Source organism: Haladaptatus halobius, from assembly GCF_020618475.1.
In the GTDB taxonomy this organism is placed as follows: Archaea; Halobacteriota; Halobacteria; order Halobacteriales; family Haladaptataceae; genus Haladaptatus; species Haladaptatus halobius.
The window spans coordinates 1,459,810-1,477,697 of record NZ_CP085335.1; the positions used below are offsets into that span (position 1 = coordinate 1,459,810).

General features: G+C 62.4%; 25 protein-coding genes. 14 read left to right on the top strand and 11 right to left on the bottom strand.

What is annotated here, in order from left to right; translation table 11 throughout:
* Nucleotides 1–34: 34 nt before the first annotated feature.
* A complete protein-coding gene (tbsP, locus tag LIW51_RS08290; RefSeq protein ID WP_227373569.1) occupies nucleotides 35–859 on the bottom strand; it encodes a transcriptional regulator TbsP in 825 nt (274 codons plus the stop codon).
* A 472-nt stretch (nucleotides 860–1,331) separates the two neighbouring features.
* The gene (locus tag LIW51_RS08295; protein ID WP_227373570.1) at nucleotides 1,332–3,458 is read right to left on the bottom strand and encodes a hypothetical protein; all 2,127 of its coding nucleotides are present in this window, start codon (nucleotides 3,456–3,458) and stop codon (nucleotides 1,332–1,334) included.
* 106 nt (nucleotides 3,459–3,564) lie between these two features.
* Here LIW51_RS08295 and glyA point away from each other — a divergent pair, with 106 nt between their 5' ends.
* From glyA to LIW51_RS08310, 3 genes are all read left to right on the top strand, one after another.
* Nucleotides 3,565–4,812 (top strand): serine hydroxymethyltransferase, encoded by a 1,248-nt coding sequence (gene glyA / locus LIW51_RS08300; protein WP_227373571.1) that lies wholly within the window; start codon nucleotides 3,565–3,567, stop codon nucleotides 4,810–4,812.
* Between the two features lie 68 nt (nucleotides 4,813–4,880).
* Nucleotides 4,881–5,051, top strand: coding sequence for a hypothetical protein (locus LIW51_RS08305; RefSeq protein WP_227373572.1), 171 nt, complete (start codon nucleotides 4,881–4,883; stop codon nucleotides 5,049–5,051).
* A gap of 114 nt (nucleotides 5,052–5,165) precedes the next feature.
* On the top strand, nucleotides 5,166–6,059 hold the full coding sequence (locus tag LIW51_RS08310; protein ID WP_227373573.1) for a bifunctional methylenetetrahydrofolate dehydrogenase/methenyltetrahydrofolate cyclohydrolase: 894 nt from the start codon (nucleotides 5,166–5,168) through the stop codon (nucleotides 6,057–6,059).
* A gap of 15 nt (nucleotides 6,060–6,074) precedes the next feature.
* On the opposite strand, the gene LIW51_RS08315 is transcribed toward LIW51_RS08310, so the two are convergent.
* The gene (locus LIW51_RS08315; protein ID WP_227373574.1) at nucleotides 6,075–6,791 is read right to left on the bottom strand and encodes a DUF7117 family protein; all 717 of its coding nucleotides are present in this window, start codon (nucleotides 6,789–6,791) and stop codon (nucleotides 6,075–6,077) included.
* 89 nt (nucleotides 6,792–6,880) lie between these two features.
* Here LIW51_RS08315 and LIW51_RS08320 point away from each other — a divergent pair, with 89 nt between their 5' ends.
* From LIW51_RS08320 to LIW51_RS08330, 3 genes are all read left to right on the top strand, one after another.
* Nucleotides 6,881–7,051, top strand: a complete 171-nt coding sequence (locus LIW51_RS08320; protein ID WP_227373575.1) for a hypothetical protein — start codon at nucleotides 6,881–6,883, stop codon at nucleotides 7,049–7,051.
* 280 nt (nucleotides 7,052–7,331) lie between these two features.
* Nucleotides 7,332–7,697 (top strand): DUF7528 family protein, encoded by a 366-nt coding sequence (locus LIW51_RS08325; protein WP_227373576.1) that lies wholly within the window; start codon nucleotides 7,332–7,334, stop codon nucleotides 7,695–7,697.
* A 68-nt stretch (nucleotides 7,698–7,765) separates the two neighbouring features.
* Nucleotides 7,766–8,689 (top strand): DUF1028 domain-containing protein, encoded by a 924-nt coding sequence (locus LIW51_RS08330; RefSeq protein WP_227373577.1) that lies wholly within the window; start codon nucleotides 7,766–7,768, stop codon nucleotides 8,687–8,689.
* A 67-nt stretch (nucleotides 8,690–8,756) separates the two neighbouring features.
* Here LIW51_RS08330 and LIW51_RS08335 read toward each other — a convergent pair whose 3' ends face one another.
* From LIW51_RS08335 to LIW51_RS08345, 3 genes are read right to left on the bottom strand one after another with little or no spacing between them, the layout of a single operon-like run.
* Nucleotides 8,757–8,954, bottom strand: a complete 198-nt coding sequence (locus tag LIW51_RS08335; RefSeq protein ID WP_227373578.1) for a hypothetical protein — start codon at nucleotides 8,952–8,954, stop codon at nucleotides 8,757–8,759.
* Nucleotides 8,954–9,256 carry a divalent-cation tolerance protein CutA gene (gene cutA, locus LIW51_RS08340; protein ID WP_227373579.1) on the bottom strand — a complete coding sequence of 101 codons (303 nt, stop codon included), beginning with the start codon at nucleotides 9,254–9,256 and terminating at the stop codon, nucleotides 8,954–8,956. The genes LIW51_RS08335 and cutA overlap by 1 nt, the downstream gene beginning before the upstream one ends.
* Before the next feature lies 1 nt (nucleotide 9,257).
* Nucleotides 9,258–9,422 carry an HEWD family protein gene (locus LIW51_RS08345; RefSeq protein ID WP_227373580.1) on the bottom strand — a complete coding sequence of 55 codons (165 nt, stop codon included), beginning with the start codon at nucleotides 9,420–9,422 and terminating at the stop codon, nucleotides 9,258–9,260.
* Nucleotides 9,423–9,542: 120 nt separating this feature from the next.
* On the opposite strand from LIW51_RS08345, the gene LIW51_RS08350 reads away from it, so the two are divergent.
* The 3 genes from LIW51_RS08350 to LIW51_RS08360 all read left to right on the top strand — a co-directional run bounded on the left by LIW51_RS08350 (nucleotide 9,543) and on the right by LIW51_RS08360 (nucleotide 11,174).
* Complete coding sequence (locus tag LIW51_RS08350; protein WP_227373581.1) at nucleotides 9,543–9,866, top strand: EthD family reductase; 324 nt, start codon at nucleotides 9,543–9,545, stop codon at nucleotides 9,864–9,866.
* An 82-nt stretch (nucleotides 9,867–9,948) separates the two neighbouring features.
* Nucleotides 9,949–10,125 (top strand): tryptophan-rich sensory protein, encoded by a 177-nt coding sequence (locus LIW51_RS08355; protein WP_227376768.1) that lies wholly within the window; start codon nucleotides 9,949–9,951, stop codon nucleotides 10,123–10,125.
* Nucleotides 10,126–10,190: 65 nt separating this feature from the next.
* Complete coding sequence (locus tag LIW51_RS08360; RefSeq protein ID WP_227373582.1) at nucleotides 10,191–11,174, top strand: Gfo/Idh/MocA family protein; 984 nt, start codon at nucleotides 10,191–10,193, stop codon at nucleotides 11,172–11,174.
* Here the strand turns inward: LIW51_RS08360 and LIW51_RS08365 are convergent.
* Nucleotides 11,162–11,563 carry a YlbF/YmcA family competence regulator gene (locus tag LIW51_RS08365; RefSeq protein ID WP_227373583.1) on the bottom strand — a complete coding sequence of 134 codons (402 nt, stop codon included), beginning with the start codon at nucleotides 11,561–11,563 and terminating at the stop codon, nucleotides 11,162–11,164. The two genes, LIW51_RS08360 and LIW51_RS08365, sit on opposite strands and share 13 nt — an antisense overlap.
* Nucleotides 11,564–11,709: 146 nt before the next feature.
* Here LIW51_RS08365 and dph2 point away from each other — a divergent pair, with 146 nt between their 5' ends.
* Nucleotides 11,710–12,747, top strand: coding sequence for a diphthamide biosynthesis enzyme Dph2 (gene dph2 / locus LIW51_RS08370; RefSeq protein ID WP_227373584.1), 1,038 nt, complete (start codon nucleotides 11,710–11,712; stop codon nucleotides 12,745–12,747).
* A gap of 34 nt (nucleotides 12,748–12,781) precedes the next feature.
* Nucleotides 12,782–13,018 (top strand): twin-arginine translocation signal domain-containing protein, encoded by a 237-nt coding sequence (locus LIW51_RS08375; RefSeq protein WP_227373585.1) that lies wholly within the window; start codon nucleotides 12,782–12,784, stop codon nucleotides 13,016–13,018.
* Nucleotides 13,019–13,040: 22 nt separating this feature from the next.
* Here the strand turns inward: LIW51_RS08375 and LIW51_RS08380 are convergent, their stop codons facing one another.
* Together LIW51_RS08380 and LIW51_RS08385 are read right to left on the bottom strand one after the other, a co-directional pair.
* The gene (locus tag LIW51_RS08380) at nucleotides 13,041–13,364 is read right to left on the bottom strand and encodes a hypothetical protein (protein ID WP_227373586.1); all 324 of its coding nucleotides are present in this window, start codon (nucleotides 13,362–13,364) and stop codon (nucleotides 13,041–13,043) included.
* Nucleotides 13,365–13,485: 121 nt separating this feature from the next.
* The gene (locus LIW51_RS08385; protein WP_227373587.1) at nucleotides 13,486–13,959 is read right to left on the bottom strand and encodes a hypothetical protein; all 474 of its coding nucleotides are present in this window, start codon (nucleotides 13,957–13,959) and stop codon (nucleotides 13,486–13,488) included.
* A 123-nt stretch (nucleotides 13,960–14,082) separates the two neighbouring features.
* Here LIW51_RS08385 and LIW51_RS08390 point away from each other — a divergent pair, with 123 nt between their 5' ends.
* Both LIW51_RS08390 and LIW51_RS08395 read left to right on the top strand, forming a co-directional pair.
* Nucleotides 14,083–14,481, top strand: coding sequence for a DUF7961 family protein (locus LIW51_RS08390; RefSeq protein ID WP_227373588.1), 399 nt, complete (start codon nucleotides 14,083–14,085; stop codon nucleotides 14,479–14,481).
* A 33-nt stretch (nucleotides 14,482–14,514) separates the two neighbouring features.
* Nucleotides 14,515–15,147: an METTL5 family protein gene (locus tag LIW51_RS08395; RefSeq protein ID WP_227373589.1), complete on the top strand. Its 633-nt coding sequence runs from the start codon at nucleotides 14,515–14,517 to the stop codon at nucleotides 15,145–15,147.
* Here LIW51_RS08395 and LIW51_RS08400 read toward each other — a convergent pair.
* The gene (locus LIW51_RS08400) at nucleotides 15,144–16,781 is read right to left on the bottom strand and encodes a rhomboid family intramembrane serine protease (protein ID WP_227373590.1); all 1,638 of its coding nucleotides are present in this window, start codon (nucleotides 16,779–16,781) and stop codon (nucleotides 15,144–15,146) included. The two genes, LIW51_RS08395 and LIW51_RS08400, sit on opposite strands and share 4 nt — an antisense overlap.
* A gap of 7 nt (nucleotides 16,782–16,788) precedes the next feature.
* On the opposite strand from LIW51_RS08400, the gene LIW51_RS08405 reads away from it, so the two are divergent.
* On the top strand, nucleotides 16,789–17,274 hold the full coding sequence (locus LIW51_RS08405) for a hotdog domain-containing protein (protein ID WP_227373591.1): 486 nt from the start codon (nucleotides 16,789–16,791) through the stop codon (nucleotides 17,272–17,274).
* On the opposite strand, the gene LIW51_RS08410 is transcribed toward LIW51_RS08405, so the two are convergent.
* Nucleotides 17,275–17,757, bottom strand: a complete 483-nt coding sequence (locus tag LIW51_RS08410) for a DUF7992 family protein (protein ID WP_227373592.1) — start codon at nucleotides 17,755–17,757, stop codon at nucleotides 17,275–17,277.
* Between the last annotated feature and the right edge of the window lie 131 nt (nucleotides 17,758–17,888).

The following is a 17,888-nucleotide window of genomic DNA, read 5'->3' on the forward strand; positions in this document are numbered from 1 at the left end:
CTGGTGGACGAAGCGAAAATGGAAAACTGCGCGTTCAGTGAAGGATACCCTGTGCGACGCTCGCGAGCTGGTCGGTGTCGGCGCTCTGGAGGTCTTCGTTGGCGAGCTTCAGACGCAGACGCGGGCGACCGACGTCGATGGGAACCTTCTCTGTGCCGATGAGGCCCATATCTTCGAGCTTGGTCTTCGTGCGCGAGAACGTCGCCTTGCTGGCGATGCCGACGTCTTCGCCCCACTTGCTGATGTCGTAGAGCAGGGCTTCGTTCTTCGCCGCGACGAGGAGGCTGATGGTCACTTCGTCCAGTCCGTCGCCGTCACCGCGTGCGGTTTCGAGCGAGGAGAGCACGCTGTTGAAGTCGTCCTCGGCTTCTGGACTGATCTCATCGCCGAGCGTCTCGCGGACGCGCGAGATGGGGGGAGTACGAAGGGAGAAGTCGGCGGCTTCTTCCCAGTAGTTCGCGTATGTGCCGTAGGCCGCGTCGACGAACTCTTCGTCGTCCGAAGTCAATCCGCCCACGCGGTCGCCCGCAGTGACGAGCGCGATGACGAGGTCGTCGGTGACGAGGAGAGAGTTACCGGACGAGTCGTCTGTGGTACGCAGCGAGAGTGCGCCCTCGTCGATGAGGTCTGCGGTGTTGCTGGCGATGATGAAATCTTCCATCACGTCCTTCAGGATGGCCTCGTCCGCGAGCATACGCATCTCGGGGAGGTCACCGTCGTACTCGGTCGCAGCGTCGATGAGCTCCTCGATGGCGTTCACCGACGGGTTGACGACGAGCATGACATCGGGCGATTCGTCGATCACCGTCTGAAAGATCTCGTGGACGCTTTGGTTCAAGAGGTTCGATTTTGTTTCCATACATGTAGGGACGACGTTCAGCTATTTAATTTTAACGTTCGGAACCGGCGGAAATCAGGGATTATGTCCCGTGAACAATTGGTCAATGGAGTAATTATAATCGGCTGAGTAGTATAATATCCGCCTAAACCTGACTGACTCTTCGAGAGTTTTGAATATCATGAAATCTGACTGAGATCTACCGAGATGCGCGATGACGTTGGTTTTTAGGAGGTGTGGTCGTTGCCGAACGATTACCGCAAGATAAATTCGAACAGTAATCAGTAATTACCAACTCCACTTTACATGAACAGTCCGAAAGAATGAAGTAAGGATGCGGCATACCAACATTTGTCATGCGAAGTAAAATTCGACGGTGGCTAGCAGGACACCCAGCAGCAATGAACGCAACGTTCACTTTGATGGTGGGTTACACGTACATACAAGGAAGCACTGTCGACCCCTTTGCCGCATCAGGTGGAACCGCAGGGCCTTAATCGGCCCTGATTCGGAAGATCAAATCCTCTTCCTCCGACCAGTACAGTTCACCATCGTAGAGAATCGGCATTTCGGCTCGTCGTAGGAACGAACAGAGTTCGTCTTCGTCGAACGAGAAGGCCGCGTCGTTCCCGTGTAGATACAGCTTATCGTTATCATCGATGTACGGCTGGTAGCAACCTCCGACCATCGACATCGAAACTGAAAGCGATTTGTAGGTGAGGAGAAAGTCGTCCGTATCGGTTTTAATCTGACCCCAGACAGGTAGGTAGTTCTCTGACTGCGTCAACGTGTGGGTTCCATCGCCGACGACGGAGTAATCCTTGTTCATCATGATGCGTCGTCGCGCGAGTTGGAGAGCGTGTTGGATGCTGAATCCGTTTATCAACAAGCGGGCGAACGAGATGCCGACTTTCGCGGCCTGTTTATTCAGCACTTTGTTGAACGTAACCGCGCCGGCGACGCTCCCCTTTCGTACGAGTTCTAGCCCTTCGTAGTACGAGCCACAGGCGTTCAAGAAGAACGTCTGTACCTTGCTTTGCTCGATATCCTCGATGGCGAGATTGCCGTCGATACACCGCAAGCCACTCTCTTCACAGTGACCGATGTAGTGGACGAAGTCGTACTGTGACTCGAAAACTTCGGCGAGTTCGGCACGGGTCAAGTGGTCACGCACCGTGATGTTGATCGGTAGGTCCTTCGCGCGATCCAGATAGATGTCCGATACAGTTTCTCGCTCGTCGTCCATCTTCTTGTCGTTCAAGATGAGAACGACCTCGATATCGCCTTCCTCGCGGTTGAAGTAGTTGAATCGATTTCGGTACGTGCTCGGTTCGACTTTGAACACGTCGATAGGGACGCCATCGGCGAGCCAGCCGTGGACGCGACCACGATGCAACTCGGGCTTGACCCTATCGACCGAATTGACGTTCTCGGTGCTCCCAACTCGGTACGAATCGCCGCCCGCGACTGCACGCTGCGGGACGTTCGACGCGCTCGGTGCGTTGCGGTAGAAGTCGCCGAGCGACGCGTCCAGAAGCTCGTTTCGATTGAGATTGGACGACTCCGGAAGGTAGACGAGACCGAGATTCGAGAGGAGATACGGAAGCGTCGAGATGTTTTCGACGCTCGGTTCGACGTACATCGATAGATGCCAATCCGGCAGGTCATCGTCGATTCGCTCGAACTCCGTGAGATCGTAGGCGACGAGCTGTTCCGCGGGCGTCGAGTCGTAAACAGCTTTCGCGTCGATATCGACCTCGTCCAGAAGCGACATCTCCGCGAGATTCCACCGGTACGGCCCCGCGTTACGAACGAGGCAATCAAGGAAGAACACCCGTCGAAGCAGCTCGGCGACTTCGTGCTGGTAGTCGGGAAGCGGGCTAAAGTGGTACGTGAAGTTGATCGAGGGTGCACGAAGAACCGGCGCGGAACGCTGTTCGACGAATACGTCCGCCTGTAAGTAGTACGCCAGCGGTGCCGTAACGAACAGACTATCGAACTCGTCGGGGACGCGTATCTCGATACCGGCCTCTTTCTTTCCGTCCCGTACTTGCTGCGGAATATCCACCTCCTCACCGATCTCGAAACGCGGCGGATGTCCCCGAAGGGACGGGTACGAGCGGTCGGGACCGGACGTCTTGTGCGACGAAGACGCGTACGTGATCGCCGTCGCCAGCCCGTCCGTCGTCGGTGGAACCGTTATCGTGTCGACCGGTACCTTGTGGTGGCTCCGAAAGCCGAGCGTTATCGGAATAGTGTCGTGAAAATCGATGATTAACGCGTCGAAATCTGGCGTTTTCTGGATGGTCGCCGACCCCGAGAACCGAAGATACGTCTTGATGTTTCCGTGGATGTTCGCCAGATAGTCGCCATCGGGAAGCGTGAGCATCTCGGTGTCGCTTCCGTGCTGGTGTCGCTCGTCTGAGTTCAGTTCGGTGATACTGACCAGATTCGGAGGAAATCGGAGTTTCGACGCGTATCCGGCGACGGATTCGTCGACGGGTCTGTCGATCTCGTGTATGTGCCCACCCTCACGCCAGTCGGGCGCACGAACCGTAATCTCGGTCTTCGTCCGGTCGAACGCACGAATTCCGGATTCCGTTTCCTCCCATTCTATCATGCCGGTAATAGAATCGTTATCTCACTGTTAGTTTATATTTCTATCGGGGAGCAAAACGTACTGCCCGAAAGGTAAACTTATACGCCGTGGTGTTCCGAATCTGCACATGGAGTACGACCACGTCCGGGCAGTCGATCCGGAAGTCGCCGACGCGCTCGAAGCCGAAGTCGAACGCGAACGCGACACGCTGGAGATGATCGCCAGCGAGAACTTCGTCAGCAAGGCAGTGCTCGAAGCGCAGGGAAGCACCCTGACGAACAAATACGCCGAAGGCTATCCCGGCGAGCGTTACTATGGAGGGTGCAAGCACATCGACACGGTCGAATCGCTCGCCATCGAACGCGCGAAAGAACTCTGGGGGGCGGAACACGTCAACGTCCAGCCGCACAGCGGGTCGCAGGCGAACATGGGCGTCTATCTTGCCGCCCTCGAACCCGGCGATAAGATCCTCTCGCTCGACCTGACCCACGGCGGCCACCTGAGCCACGGCCACCGCGTCAACTTCGCCGGAAAGCTGTACGAGGTCGAACAGTACGAGGTCGATCCCGAAACCGGATATCTCGACTACGACGCGCTGTACGACCACGCCGTCGAGTTCGAACCCGACATCATCGTCTCCGGCTACTCCGCCTACCCGCGGCAGATCGAGTGGGAGCGAATCCAAGAAGCCGCCGACGCCGCCGACGCCTACCACCTCGCGGATATTGCTCACATCACGGGCCTCGTTGCGACGGGTGAACACCCCTCGCCGGTCGGCATCGCAGACTTCGTCACAGGGTCGACCCACAAGACGATTCGCTCGGGTCGCGGCGGCATCATCATGTGCGATGAGGAGCACGCCGACGCCGTCGATTCCGCCGTCATCCCCGGGATGCAGGGCGGCCCACTCATGCACAACATCGCCGGCAAGGCGGTCGGCTTCAAGGAGGCGCTCGAACCCGAGTTCGAGGAGTACGCCGCCCGAACCGTCGAGAACGCGAAAGTCCTCGGCGAGACACTCCAGCGCCACGGCTTCGGTCTCGTCTCCGGCGGTACGGACACCCACCTCGTGCTCGTCGACCTTCGCGAGTCCCACGAGGACGTGACCGGCAAAGACGCCGAACGCGCCCTCGAAGAGGTCGGCATCGTCCTCAACGCCAACACCGTTCCGGGCGAGACGCGCTCGCCCTTCGTCACTAGCGGCATCCGCGCGGGAACCCCCGCACTCACGACTCGCGGATTCACCGCAGAGGATATCGAGGTCGTTGGCGACCTCATCGCACGCACGGTGAACCATCCAGACGACGAGGACGTGAAAGCGGAAGTCGCCGAGCGAGTGCAGAATCTCTGCGACGCGAACCCGCTGTACGATTAACTTCGACGACCTCGATTTTCGTTCCCGTGACGCGGCAGACGTAACTACACGCGACTGGTACGCTACCTATGCCCGAGCAGATAGCCGGTTTCACGAACGCGGACATCGTTTTCACCGACGGGAAGACGCTCACCGACGTGCGCGTCGCCGTCTACCCCGGATGGATTCGAATCCAGACCGACGCGACGAACCAACTCCACCCACGCGAGCAGATAGACCGGATTCGGTCGAGTCGGTAGCGCGCCACCGCACCGCACCGGAGTATGCACGAGTATGTATAGAAACGATTGATAAATACTCAAAATGATCACGAACCCGAATGTTGAAGGGCCTCCGACACCCACGATTCGCCAATGGTAGACATCATCTACGGGAAGGCGGTCGCTGAGCGGATTCGGGCAGACCTCGGAGGGAGTATCGACACCCTGAAAGAGGAGGGTGTGACGCCCGGTCTCGCCACCGTGCTCATGAGCGACGATCCTGCGAGCGAGACGTACGTTTCGATGAAACAGCGCGATTGCGAGGAGGTCGGTATCGAAAGTATCCACGTCGAGATAGACCCCGACGCGCCCGCCTCGGAACTGTACGACACCATCGACGAGCTGAACGACGACCACGAAGTCCACGGGATACTCGTCCAGATGCCCGTCCCGGAGCACGTCGATTCGCGGCGCGTCCTCCGAGCCATCGACCCGACGAAGGACGCGGACGGCTTCCACCCGGAGAACGTCGGGATGCTCGTCGCTGGTCACCCACGATTCAAACCCTGCACGCCTCACGGCGTCCAGAAACTCCTCGATTCGGCGAACGTCGACCCGGAAGGCAAGGACGTGGTCATCGTCGGGCGGTCGAACATCGTCGGCAAACCACTCGCGAATCTCCTCGTACAGAAGGCGGACGGCGGCAACGCGACTGTGACGGTCTGTCACTCCCGCACCGCCGACCTCGCCGCGAAGACCCGCAATGCTGACGTGGTCGTCGCGGCCTGCGGCGTCCCGGAACTCGTCGACGGGTCGATGCTCTCGGACGGGGTAACCGTCATCGACGTGGGCGTCAACCGTGTGGACGCTGATACCGATAAAGGGTACGAACTCGTGGGTGACGTGGAGTTCGAGAGTGCGAAGGAGAAAGCGTCCGCCATCACGCCGGTTCCCGGCGGCGTCGGTCCGATGACTCGCGCGATGTTGCTCTATAACACGGTGAAAGCCGCCGGAATACAGGAAGAAATTGAAGTCGAACTGCCGTAACGAGGGACGAGACGTCTACCCAAGTTGAGAGAGCGTCTCCCGCGTGCTAACGAGCGCGTCCTCGTCACCGTCCCGAAGATACCGCGAAAGATTGCGTGCCGCGGACACGAGGGCGTCCGCGGTGTCGATGTCGAGACCGGCTTCGAGTGCACGCGCGCGACGGACGTGTTCGCCGAGCGTCTCGAGCGTGTTTCGGCCGTCCTGACCCACGTCGTGTTCTCTGGCCCACTCGCTCATCTCTCCGTGGAACTCGTCGAGCGCCTCGGCGTAGGCGAGTCCGCGAACGTCGTGCATGGACGCCGGAACGTCCGCGGTGGCAGGGCGTTCTCCCTCGTCCGCACCGCGAAGCAACGAGAAGAAGTAGATCTCCTCGTCGTCCGTCGTCTCGAACGCTCGCCCGACCACGTCCCCGACATGTCGGAGTTCCTGCGCCGCGAGGTAGGTGTCGTCCAACGGTCGAAGTTCGCCGCCGCTGATGAATCCGCACTTTCGGACGTACTCGCGCGCCGCGTCCTCCGCGAGGTCGGCGACTTCGCGCAGGGGGCGGTCGTCCGCCGCCGCGCGCGCTTTCGCCAGATGGAGCGTCTCGGGACTGTCCGTGTGTTGGACGCGACTCGCTTCGAGTCCGACGCTCCGCATGCTCCCGCACTCCGGACAGGTGACGCTTCCCGTCTCGTAGTACGACCACTGCGCCCCACAGTCTCGGCACTCGCGGGTTCCGCGAACCTTCATGTCCGGTACTTGAATAGCCGGGGTGAAAACTTTCACGCGCCCGGCGCAAATGGCAGAAGACTGATTGTTGCGGTGTTCGATGGAGAAGCATGGCCGAACCCCGAGAGCCGCTCCTGAAGTTCCGCGTCCCTATGTCTACGACCGTCTGGCGCGATTACGCCACACCGATAGCGTTCATGGCGGGACTCCTTCTCGTGCTGCTGGTCGTGGCGGTGGGAGTCGACGCCTTGGCCATCGTCGCGCTCTTCGTCGGATTCTGACTCGGCGCGCTCGTCGCGAGACTGGTCGCGTACAACCTACTGATGGTCGCCCTGCTGTGGCTGCACCGCCGATGACTCACGGACAGATTTATGAGGGTCGTCCAACAAGTGTGGCCTATGTCGTCACACGACCCGTCGTCGACGGCGGAGGATAGAGTAAGTCGCCCCGCGGCGACTGGTCGAGAAATTCTCGACCGCGTGTAGTACCGACTGTTCTGACGGTTCGCTCGTTTCCGACGAGACGTCCGTATCGGCCGCGAGCACGGACGGCTGCGTCTCGGTGACGGTCTCAGGCGAGACGCACGAACTCTCCAGACGCGAGGCCGACCGACTGCGAGACGCCCTCGGACGGGCGCTGACTGAGCGCAGCGAGTTCTTCAATACGGTCGGCGAACGCCGCGAAGACGGGAGTTACGTCGTCTCGCGTCGAGGCGCGGACTCGGCGGGTCACCGAAAGGTGTTCGAGCGATTCGAGGCGTTGATCCGGCTGTACGAACGCCTCCCGGCGGAGTTCACCGCGGAAGATGTTGGCGAACGCGGCCTGACCGGCGGGCGGCGACACATGCTCGTCCACCACTTCGCAGAGCATCCCGAATTCGATTGCGAATTGACCTCACGCCAACCGCTTACGGCGCAGAAGCGGTGAGGTAGTGGAGAGAAGACACGATTCGAGAGGGGTGAACGCTTTTCGGGGTGGCCCCCCTCGTCCCGCGTATGCCACGACCATCGACGTTCTCCATCGTCGCGCGCGACCCCGAACGGAACGCCGTCGGTATCGCCGTCCAGTCGAAGTTCGTCGGCGTCGGGGCCGTCGTCCCGTTCGCCAGCGCGGACGCGGGCGCTATCGCCACGCAGAGCTACGCGAATGTCGCCTACGGCCCGGACGGACTCGACCTGCTTCGAGCGGGGAAAACCGCCGACGAAGTCGTGAAGGAACTTACCGGGGCAGATCCGGAGTTCGAATCGCGGCAGGTCGGCGTGGTCGGACTGGACGGCTCCGTCGCCGCGTTCACGGGATCGGAGTGTTTCGACCACGCCAGCGACGTCCAAGGCGACCACTACACCGTGCAGGGGAACATCTTGGAGAACCGCGAGACGATAGAAGCGATGGCCGAGACGTTCGAGGAGACGGCGGGCGGCCTCCCGGAGCGACTCATCGCCGCGCTCCACACGGGCAACGACGCGGGGGGCGACAAACGCGGCGAACAGAGCGCGGCGCTGTACGTCGTCAAGCCCGAGGGCGGGTACGACGGGCGCAACGACCGCTGGGTGGACGTGCGCGTGGACGACCACGAAGCGCCCATCGACGAACTGGAGCGCGTGTTCAAGATATACGACGTGACGCTCCTCGAACGCGCGGAACCGGACGAAACTAGAGAGCTGTCCGGGGCGACAGCCGAGGCGGTCGCCGGAACGCTCGCCGACCTCGGCTTCTTCAAGGGAACGCCCCCCGAGGAGTTCGGCGGCGACGAGCGCGATGCCCTCGAAGATTTCCGCGGGATGAACAACTTCGAGAACCACTCGCTTCCTGTGCTGGAAGACGCCCTCTCTCGGGGATGGGACGATGCTGAGGGAGACGGCGAAGACCGGATGATCGACGCTATCTGGCACGGACTGGCTCGGCTGGAGCGAAAATAGTGGAAGAGGAGTTCCCCGTTCGAACCGACAGCGAAAGAACACACGAGGAGTTCCTCCGACGCCCCGGCTAGCGTCGTCGGTCGTCCTGCGATTCCCCGTCAGCAGAATCCTCGTCCTTCGAATCTTCGTCCCGCGATTTTTCCTCTCGACGGTTTCGAACTTCTCGAACCAGCGCGGCGGTGCCGATAGCCATCACTCCGAGCGCCAGCGCCCACGGGCCGAGCTGTCGCCGGTCGGTTTCCCGGCCCGTCGCGTCGCGTCCCATCACTCCACCTCCGCGTCTCGCCACGCTTCGAACGGTTTCGACGTATCGCTCTCCTCGAATCGCTCGACGCACGGGACGTCGTAGGGATGTTCGTCCTCCACTCGGGCGACCAACTCCGCCCACGCCTCGTCGGTCGTCTTCGCCAGCAGGACGACCTCCTCGTCGCGAACCACGTCGCCCTCCCAACGATACACCGATGTACACGGGAATCGGTTCACGCACGCGGCCAGACGCTCTTCGACCAGTAGTTCCGCGAGGTCGCCCGCCGCGCCCGGCGGCGCGGTGATATACGCGGTCGGCATGTCACTCCGCGATGGGATTGTGCGTCCCGTTGATGTCCCACTCGTGGATGCAGAAGGGTTTACCCTGGTCTCCGGATATCGTCCAGTTGTGGTTCGACTCGTTCCACTCGTCTTCGCGTCCGCATCGTACGCACCGCCGTCGGTCGGGCCGATTGATTTCCGCCATCGGACAGAGAGAAGGACGGGGGAGCACTTAAACGAACGGCAACAGGGCATTTTACCCCCTCGCCGAGTCCGGACGATAGTCGATACAGCAAAGTCGGCGGAGGACACGGATTCAGGTGCCATGATAAAGATGGTCGATCTGCTGGTTCGCAAAGAGGGGACGACCCACGAGGAGTTCGCCGACTACTGGCTGAACGAGCACTCGGAGATCGCCAAGGAACTCCCCGGTCTCCGAAAGTACGTCACCTCCGTCCCGAAAGACCCGGAGAAGGCGGGCTACGACGGCCACCTCGAACTGTACTTCGACTCCACCGCCGACATGAAAGCCGCATTCAACTCCGAGCAGGGTGAGCGCGTGATGGCGGACGCCGCGGAGTTCCTCGACCTAGATCAGGGGCCGACGCTCGTCGTCGAAGAGACGGTTCAGCTGGACGACACGGAGTAGTCGAACGCCGAGCGTCCGAAAACTCGGACAGTTCATCCCCCGAAAGGACGACGCTTTCGCGCGCCGTACTCAGCGTACGGAGATAGTCCGGCGACCGTCGTTCTCGCGCGACGACATCCTCGCCCTGCTGATCGCTATCGTAGCGACTGTGGTCGCGTTCGCTCGCGTCGAGCGCCGGACCGCCATCTTCCTCGTTCCGTACCAGCTCTGGGTTAGTTTCGCAACCCTGCCGAACTACGAACTCTGGCGATTGAACTGACTGTACGAAACCGAATCGACTGCGCGGCACGCCACCCTTTTGCCCGTGCGAACTGTTGACAAGCCATGGAGTTCGGGGTGCTGGGAACCGCACGAATCGCACAGCAGTCGTTCGTTCCGGCGGTCGGGGGGACCGACCACGAAGTCGCCGCCGTCGCGTCGAGAACCGCGGAACGAGCCGAGCAGTTCGCCGACGACCACGGCGTTCCGCGAGCGTTCGGGTCGTACGAGGAACTGCTCGAATCCGACGCGGTGGACGCGGTGTACAACCCGCTCCCGAACGCGCTCCACGCCGAGTGGACGAAACGCGCCGCCGACCACGGTCTCCACGTTCTCTGCGAGAAACCGCTGGCGGTGAACGCCGAGGAAGCCCGCGATATGGGCGACTACTGCGACCGGCAAGGTGTCACGCTGATGGAGGCGATGATGTACCGCTACCACCCGAGAACCGAGCGAATGGCGGCGGCGGCGACCGAACTCGGCGATGTGCGCTCGGTCGACGCCGGCTTTCACTCGTCCCTTCGCTACTGGCCCGAAGGGACGCGCTTCGACCCGGACATGGGCGGCGGCTGTCTGCTCGACGTGGGCGTCTACGCCATCGAAGCCGCTCGGCTCTTCCTCGGCGAACCGGAGCGCGTCGTCGCGCGAATCGCAGACCCCGAGGAGGTGGGCGTCGAAACGCAGGTGTCGGGAATACTCTCGTTCTCCGGCGGGAAAATCGCACAGATCGACTGTTCGTTCCGCCTCGAAGACGCTCAGTACTGCCGGGTCGAAGGAACGAAGGGGCGGATTCACGCCGACCCGGCGTTTTCGACCGGAAGCGACTCGACGACGTTCGAACTCCACGCGTCGGGCCGACATGTCGCCGAGTCGTTCGACCCGGCGAATCCCTACGCCATCGAGGTGGAGCGGTTCGCGGAGTACGTCGAACGCGGCGACCGACCGCGAACCGACGCCCGGGAGGCGACGCGGACGCTCGCCGTGGTCGATGCGCTTCGAGAAAGTGGAGCCATCGAAGAGTGGGTGGACGTCCCCGACTACTCGTCCTGACAGCAGCCGCCTGCCTGCTGGCCGAAGTCCACGGCCAGCGGAGCGGAGACGGCGCGGTTCAGGTCTTCCAGTCGCGCGTCGAGTTTGTCCTGCGCTTCGAGGTACTCCTCCATCACCGGAAGCGAGTGGAGTTCCTGCTGGGCTTCCTGCACCTTCGTCACGTCCTCTTGGGTCGCCTCGCCCGTCTGGCGCGCGAGCATGAACTCCTGTCGGAGACGCTCGAACTCCCGAATCTTCTCCTGTGCGTCCTCGTCGGCCTCGACCGCCGCCTTCGCCTCCTCGAACTGCTGGTACTCCGGCGTGTCGGCGATGGCTTCGCCGAGTTCGGTCGCCATCTCCTCGACGCTGGCTCGCTCCTCGCTCGTCTCCGCTTTGGCGTCTACGCTCATGGATGTGGATTCGGACTGGAAGCGTTTAGGTGTGCCGAATGGCGAAGTGGCCGACGAGGACGCCGCGGGCGGCGCACGAAGACGAGACTCGGGGTCGAAAACCCCAGAACGCCGGGGTTAAAAGTTCTCGGCCGCAAGGAGTGGTAATGAGCCAGCAGAGCGAGTACAGCGAGGGGGACTTGCGGAAGACGGGGATGTCCCTCAAACACGACCGGGAGTGGGATTACGAACTCGACCGCATCGTCGACGCGGTCGAAGAGCGCGACGCGAAGAAGGTGGGCCTCCAGTTCCCCGAGGGGCTGAAACGCCGCGGGCCGAAGGTGGCCGACGACCTGCGCGAACTGCTCCCCGACGACGTGACCATCCTCATCTCGGGACAGCCCTGCTACGGGGCCTGCGACCTCGACACCTACCTGATGAAGCGAACGGACGTGTTCGTCCACTTCGGCCACTCGCCGATGAAGAACACGGACAAGGTCATCTACGTCCCGCTGTTCTCGAACGTGGACGTGTTACCAATCATGGAGGACGCCCTCGACGAACTCGAAGTCGGCGACGTGGGGCTGGTCACGACCGCCCAGCACATGAACCGCTTCGAGGAGATGCGCGAGTGGTTGGAAGACCGCGATTTCGACGTTCACACTCGGAAGGGCGACGACCGACTCACCCACGAGGGGCAAGTGCTCGGCTGTAACTACGCCTCCGCGGACATCGACGCCGACCAAGTGCTGTACGTCGGCGGCGGGAAGTTCCACCCTCTCGGACTGGCGATGGAACACCCCGACAAGACCGTCGTCATCGCCGACCCCGTGAACAACGTCGTCACGGTCGCCGACACGGAAAAGTTCATGAAGCAGCGATACGGCGCGGTTCACCGCGCGATGGACGCCGAGAAGTGGGGCGTCATCTTCTGCACGAAGATCGGACAGGGCCGCTGGGAGGTCGCCCAAGACATCTTGGGCGACAACGACGACGCCTACCTCATCACGATGGACGAGGTGACGCCCGACCGCCTCCGGAACTTCGCCATGGACGCCTTCGTCAACACGGGCTGTCCGCGCATCACGACCGACGACGGTCCGCAGTTCCACAAGCCGATGCTCACGCCCGGCGAGTACGAGATCGCGGTCGGGAATAAACCCCTCGACGCGCTCGAATTCGACACCTTCCACGGCACGTGGTAGGAAAATTCTTGTAGCTGACCAGTCATTTTCCCTCATGTCCCGCTCCGATAGCCCGCTCTCCCGCAGACGATTCCTCGTCGGTTCCGCCCTCACCGGCGGCTCCGCCCTCGGCCTCGGTTCACTCGCGTTCGCCACCGACACGCTCCCCGCGAACTGCTCGAAACCGCGCGGCGACGAATCGAGTCCGACGACGATTCGCTCGGCGATTCTCGCGAAGAGTCGTACGCTCGTTACCTCCTCAGGTGGACGCACGCGAAACACGCCCGAATGACGGCTCGACGACTCGCCCGGCGCTAAGCCTCCTCGATACGGTAGGTCGTCCCCTCGTACTCGATTACCCGTCGTTCGAGACCGAGCGAGGCGGACTCCCTCCCGTCGAGTCGCATCCGACGAATCCCGTCTTCGAATGAGGCGAGCAGGTTGCGGAGCGGCGTGACACGGACGACCTGTTCCGGAATCTTTCGAACCGCTTCGGATTCTGCATCCTCGACGCGCGTGGCGACGTAGGTCGCGTCCATCTCGTCGGAGCGAATGCGTTTCTCGTCGCCGTCGGTGCCGACTTCTCGCAGGTCGTCCGTCGCCGACGAGTTCGAATCGGGCCGCGAGTCCGATGCCATTTTCGTAGCTCTGGCCTTCGAACCAGCCGTCGATTCCGAAGGCGTAGGTGCCGCCACCGAGTCCGGCGAGGGCGACGTTCTCGGTTCCTGAGCCCGCGGCAGCGCACGTCCGAGGTCGGAGTTATCGACGTGTCAGGTTCCACGCGTGCGAGTCACCGGAGTCGAGCAACATGGCCGGTTCGGGGACGACTCTCGGAGCGACGTGGAACCACTCGTCGTCGACCCGTTTCCACACCGACCAAGCGTAGTAGTTCGTCGTGAACGTCGCGCCCGTCTCGTTCGTCAGGGTGAACGAGAGGGTCGTCTTCGGTAGGGTCGCCCGCTCCGCCGAGGGTTCCACGAGCAGAGTCGTCTCCGACTCGGCGTTCTCGTAGCAGACGACGCGCTTCACATCGTCGTCGAACGTCGGACAGCGGTTCTCGTCCGGAATCCGGAGGATCGGTTCCTTCGAGGTCGTGGACGTTCCTCGAACTGTGGTCTTCCGCGAGGTAGTCGTGGGCGACGGTTCCGTGCCGACTCCGCCCAGCGTCGATTCGGAGAGACAGCCGACGAGGAGGACGGAACCGGCGGAGGCGAGGACTGTTCGGCGGTTCATGGTCCCGGTTTTTGTCGTATTCGGTAAATACTTTCAGATGGGTGAAATGGCCGTTTCACCTATCAGATTACTACTGGACATACACAAACCTTTTTGTATGCTTAGCAGATATGGTGTAGTACAATGAGCGCCACTCGCCCCACTTCGATCGAAACCGCTATCGAACGCTGCCGACCCACGGACAAGACGCCCGTGACGCTCGAAGCGTCTGCTCTGCCGAGCGCGCGCCACGAACTGCGCGAACTCCAGCGTGAACTCGACGCGAACGATTTCGTCCCCGCGGGTGTGACGGTCGACGCCTGTTTCGACGCGGACTGCTCGTTTGCCACGCAGGACGAGGCCGACCGAATCCGCGAGTACGTCAGAACCGCGGCATTCCTCGGCGCGGGCACCGTCACCGTCGAGTTCGACACCGTCGAAGACGAGTCGAAAGTCCGTCCCTCCCTCGCCGCCCTGCGAGAGCGCGCCCACCGTGAGGGTATCACCCTCGAACTCGACGGACCCATCACGCTCGAATCCTGATTTTTACGTCCTTTCGCCTCGTCTACCCGCTACATGGGGAAACGCGCGCTGGAACGTCGTCTCTCGGAAGTCGCCGATTTCGCTGACCCGCGGGTCGAACTGGAGCAGTACTCGACGCCCGCCGACCTCGCGGCCCATCTCGTTCACCTAGCCGACGTTCATCACGATATCGCCGGAAAGACCGTCGTCGATCTCGGAACCGGAACCGGCGTGCTCGCGCTCGGGGCCGCGACGCGCGACCCCGAGCGCGTCGTCGCACTCGACCGCGAGCACGCCGCGCTCCGGCGCGCCCGCGAGAACGAACGACGAATCGCGCCGACCGTCCCGGTCGAGTGGCTGCTCGCCGACGCAACGCGCGAGCCGATTTGCCCGCGAAAACGTGCGATAGACGGCGTGACCGTCGTGATGAACCCGCCGTTCGGAGCGCAGAAAGGTAACGAACACGCGGATCGAGCGTTCCTCGAAACGACCGCCGCCGTCGCCGATGTCTCCTACTCGATCCACAACGAGGGGAGCGCGGACTTCGTAGAGGCGTTCGCAGACGACGCCGGCGGTGAGGTGACCCACGCGTTTCGAGCAGAACTACCGCTCTCGCGGCGGTTTGACTTTCAGCGGAGCGAGCGAAAGACGCTCGACGCCGAGGTGTTCAGGGTCGAGTGGCGTTAGTTTCTGAACGTCTCCTTTCTCGCAACCACGACGCGAGTCTCGTTCAGGACGGCGGTAATCTTCCCGCCTTTTCGGGTGAATTTGACGTTTCCGAGCGTGGTGGTGGCGTTGCGGTCGGGGAGCGGCGCCGTTCCGACAGTGGAATTGTTCTCCGAGAGCCGCAGGACGAACCGGCCGTTCCGCGGGACGATGGAGACGTTCTTGCCCGCGAGTACCGGGGTCGCGGTCGCGGGGCCGGACGCAAAAGCGTGTCGCCACGACTCGGACTTCGGCCGTAACCAGACGTGATAGGCGGTTCCACCGCCGTTCGCGTTCCACCCGATGCGTCGCACCTGCACGGCTTCGGCCCAGTCGAGACCGCCGACCCTGACCGTGGCGCGTCCGGCGTGCGCAAGCCGTCCTTTCGACACTTCGCGCGACCAGATCTCCCGATCTTCGTTGACGACGATGACGCCGCTGGTGTTCACCTGCGTCGTCTCGCCGCCGAGCGAAACCTCGACGACGGACACCTTCTGGTTCGGCACGTCCTCGGCGTACATCACGGTGTACCCCCGAATCGACACGCCGGAATCGACGCCCGCCGTCCCGTCGCCGTCGACCGCCGTGAGGTTGACCGGGATGGCGACCCCGGCCATGATGACCAACGGAATGAGGAACAACACGGTTCCCGCCCGCCGCGCGTTGGGACCGAACGACTCCCCGTCGGTCGTGCGAACCGCGACCGTGAGGAGTATCGCCAACCCGAGGACGAAGACGACGCCGAGACCGCGATAGAGGACGTACTTCTCCAGCCCGCGATACCACCACAGCGCCCACAGGGAGAGGGACATCAGGAGGACGAATCCGCCGGCCCACATCCGGAGGGCGCTCACCCGAACCCGTCGCCGTCGGAGGAGGTACAGTCCGGCGACCGCGCCGAGGAAGAACCCGAGCGTGTGCCCCTGCACCGCGATGCCGAACCACCACGGAGTCGAGTAGGAGGACGAGGCCTGCCCGGTTATCTGCGGCTCGCGGAGCGCGAGATAGACGGTCTGAACCACGCCCTGCGCGGAGAGGGCGATGATGGTTCCGAACGGGTAGCGAACCAGCGCGAACCCGATGAACGCGAAGAGGACGCCGGAGAAACCAATGACCGGTCCCCACGCGAAGACGCTCGTTCCGAGGCCGCAGACGACGACGCCGAGCGGAAATAGCACGAACGCCCGGAACCACGGGTTTGTTTGCCACGACGAGAACGACGATTCGCCGCGCTCCGTCGGGTAGTGACTGAAGTAGTACTCCGCCAGCGGCGCGACAACGAGCACGCTCGTCGTGTTTCCGAGGAGGTGGCTCGGCCCGGCGTGGGAGAACGACCCGAGCGCCATCCCCACCGGGTAGAGGTACGACCACGACGCGAACGCGACGGTGACGGGATTTCGCCAGTGGTTCCAGCCGCCCTGGACGAACAGGTAGACGGCGAAGACGCCGGCGACCGAGACGAGCGTCCCCCACGGAACGCCGAAGAGGAACCGCTTTCGGAGCACGATACCCCACCGACCTCGCGGCCTATCCAACCCCCAGACGATGAGAAGCGAGAGCGACAGGCCGAGCAGGATCCCAACCTGCACCGGCCATCCGTCGAGCAGCGACACCATATCCGGTGTGTGTGACCACGATAGTATAAATGAACCCGTCCGCGACCGACCGAATCCCTCGCCCCGGCGGGACGGTCGTCCGGATAAAATTTACTTCGGTCGGCGAGAAAACCTCCTCATGGGCGACGCTCCGACGGAAGGCGAGACGAAGAGCTACTCGCAGACGTTCACCGGCGAGGACGTGGCGCGGTTCGCCGACATCTCCGGCGACCGAGGACGACACCACGTCGAGGGCGATTCTCGGATGGTTCACGGACTGCTGACGGCGACGCTCCCGACGAAACTCGGCGGTGATATGGACTACGTCGCCCGGACGATGACGTTCCGGTTCCGCGAACCGGTGTACGTCGGCGAGGAGATAACCTGCGAAGCGACAATCGAAGAGGTAACTTCGCGCGAGGAGCGCCACGAGATGGCGGTGTCGTTCGTCTGCCGAAACGAGAAGAGTTCGGTCGTCCTAGACGGGGAGACCGAGGGAGTGATATTCCGGTAGCTACTCGTCGTCGTCGATTCGGTCGTCGAAGTTCGGCAGATCGTCCGGCGCTTCGAACTCCGCTTCCCAGTCCACGTAGTCGCGTTCGAGCACGTCGCAGACCACCTGCCCGAGCTCGGTCAGCGCGGCGTTGATAGACGAAACGGCGTTCCACGAGTCGACGTTCGGGTGGATGTCCCGCTCCTTCCAATCCTCGGGGAGACCCGGCGCATGGTAGCCGACTCGATCCGCGAAGTCGTCCCAAAAGAAGTCGAACTCGTCGAACAGTCCCAAGTCGAGCGCGGTCTCGAACTCGCGTTCGTCCAAGTCGGTGTGCTCCGCCCACTGGTTGAACGATTCTTCCCACGCGCCTTCGTGGAGGAACGTCTCCAGTTCGTCGCGCCGGTAGTTCGTCTCCCCCTGAACCGACACGTCGTCGTACTCCTGCACTTCTGCCTCCGGGCGCAAGGTCGGCGCGTCCGGGGCTGGCACGTCGAGTCCCATAACCCGTGATAGGGCGACTGTTCGGATAAGAGTTCTTCTCCCTCCGACCCCACCGAGCGAGACGGCGCGTCAGGCGGGTATTTCTCCGGACGAATAGAGGGATGAGGCAGCCAGAAACGAGCGTTACCGGC

Coding starts and splice junctions, on each gene's coding strand:
- LIW51_RS08350 (WP_227373581.1), top strand. CDS start 9,543: ATGATAAAGATGGTCGATCTGCTGGTTCGCAAAGAGGGGACGACCCAC.
- LIW51_RS08310 (WP_227373573.1), top strand. CDS start 5,166: ATGGTAGACATCATCTACGGGAAGGCGGTCGCTGAGCGGATTCGGGCA.
- tbsP (WP_227373569.1), bottom strand. CDS start 859: ATGGAAACAAAATCGAACCTCTTGAACCAAAGCGTCCACGAGATCTTT.
- LIW51_RS08385 (WP_227373587.1), bottom strand. CDS start 13,959: ATGAACCGCCGAACAGTCCTCGCCTCCGCCGGTTCCGTCCTCCTCGTC.
- LIW51_RS08390 (WP_227373588.1), top strand. CDS start 14,083: ATGAGCGCCACTCGCCCCACTTCGATCGAAACCGCTATCGAACGCTGC.
- LIW51_RS08380 (WP_227373586.1), bottom strand. CDS start 13,364: ATGGCATCGGACTCGCGGCCCGATTCGAACTCGTCGGCGACGGACGAC.
- LIW51_RS08360 (WP_227373582.1), top strand. CDS start 10,191: ATGGAGTTCGGGGTGCTGGGAACCGCACGAATCGCACAGCAGTCGTTC.
- LIW51_RS08400 (WP_227373590.1), bottom strand. CDS start 16,781: ATGGTGTCGCTGCTCGACGGATGGCCGGTGCAGGTTGGGATCCTGCTC.
- LIW51_RS08410 (WP_227373592.1), bottom strand. CDS start 17,757: ATGGGACTCGACGTGCCAGCCCCGGACGCGCCGACCTTGCGCCCGGAG.
- cutA (WP_227373579.1), bottom strand. CDS start 9,256: ATGCCGACCGCGTATATCACCGCGCCGCCGGGCGCGGCGGGCGACCTC.
- dph2 (WP_227373584.1), top strand. CDS start 11,710: ATGAGCCAGCAGAGCGAGTACAGCGAGGGGGACTTGCGGAAGACGGGG.
- LIW51_RS08315 (WP_227373574.1), bottom strand. CDS start 6,791: ATGAAGGTTCGCGGAACCCGCGAGTGCCGAGACTGTGGGGCGCAGTGG.
- LIW51_RS08295 (WP_227373570.1), bottom strand. CDS start 3,458: ATGATAGAATGGGAGGAAACGGAATCCGGAATTCGTGCGTTCGACCGG.
- LIW51_RS08375 (WP_227373585.1), top strand. CDS start 12,782: ATGTCCCGCTCCGATAGCCCGCTCTCCCGCAGACGATTCCTCGTCGGT.
- LIW51_RS08345 (WP_227373580.1), bottom strand. CDS start 9,422: ATGGCGGAAATCAATCGGCCCGACCGACGGCGGTGCGTACGATGCGGA.
- glyA (WP_227373571.1), top strand. CDS start 3,565: ATGGAGTACGACCACGTCCGGGCAGTCGATCCGGAAGTCGCCGACGCG.
- LIW51_RS08365 (WP_227373583.1), bottom strand. CDS start 11,563: ATGAGCGTAGACGCCAAAGCGGAGACGAGCGAGGAGCGAGCCAGCGTC.
- LIW51_RS08305 (WP_227373572.1), top strand. CDS start 4,881: ATGCCCGAGCAGATAGCCGGTTTCACGAACGCGGACATCGTTTTCACC.
- LIW51_RS08335 (WP_227373578.1), bottom strand. CDS start 8,954: ATGGGACGCGACGCGACGGGCCGGGAAACCGACCGGCGACAGCTCGGC.
- LIW51_RS08330 (WP_227373577.1), top strand. CDS start 7,766: ATGCCACGACCATCGACGTTCTCCATCGTCGCGCGCGACCCCGAACGG.
- LIW51_RS08395 (WP_227373589.1), top strand. CDS start 14,515: ATGGGGAAACGCGCGCTGGAACGTCGTCTCTCGGAAGTCGCCGATTTC.
- LIW51_RS08320 (WP_227373575.1), top strand. CDS start 6,881: ATGGCCGAACCCCGAGAGCCGCTCCTGAAGTTCCGCGTCCCTATGTCT.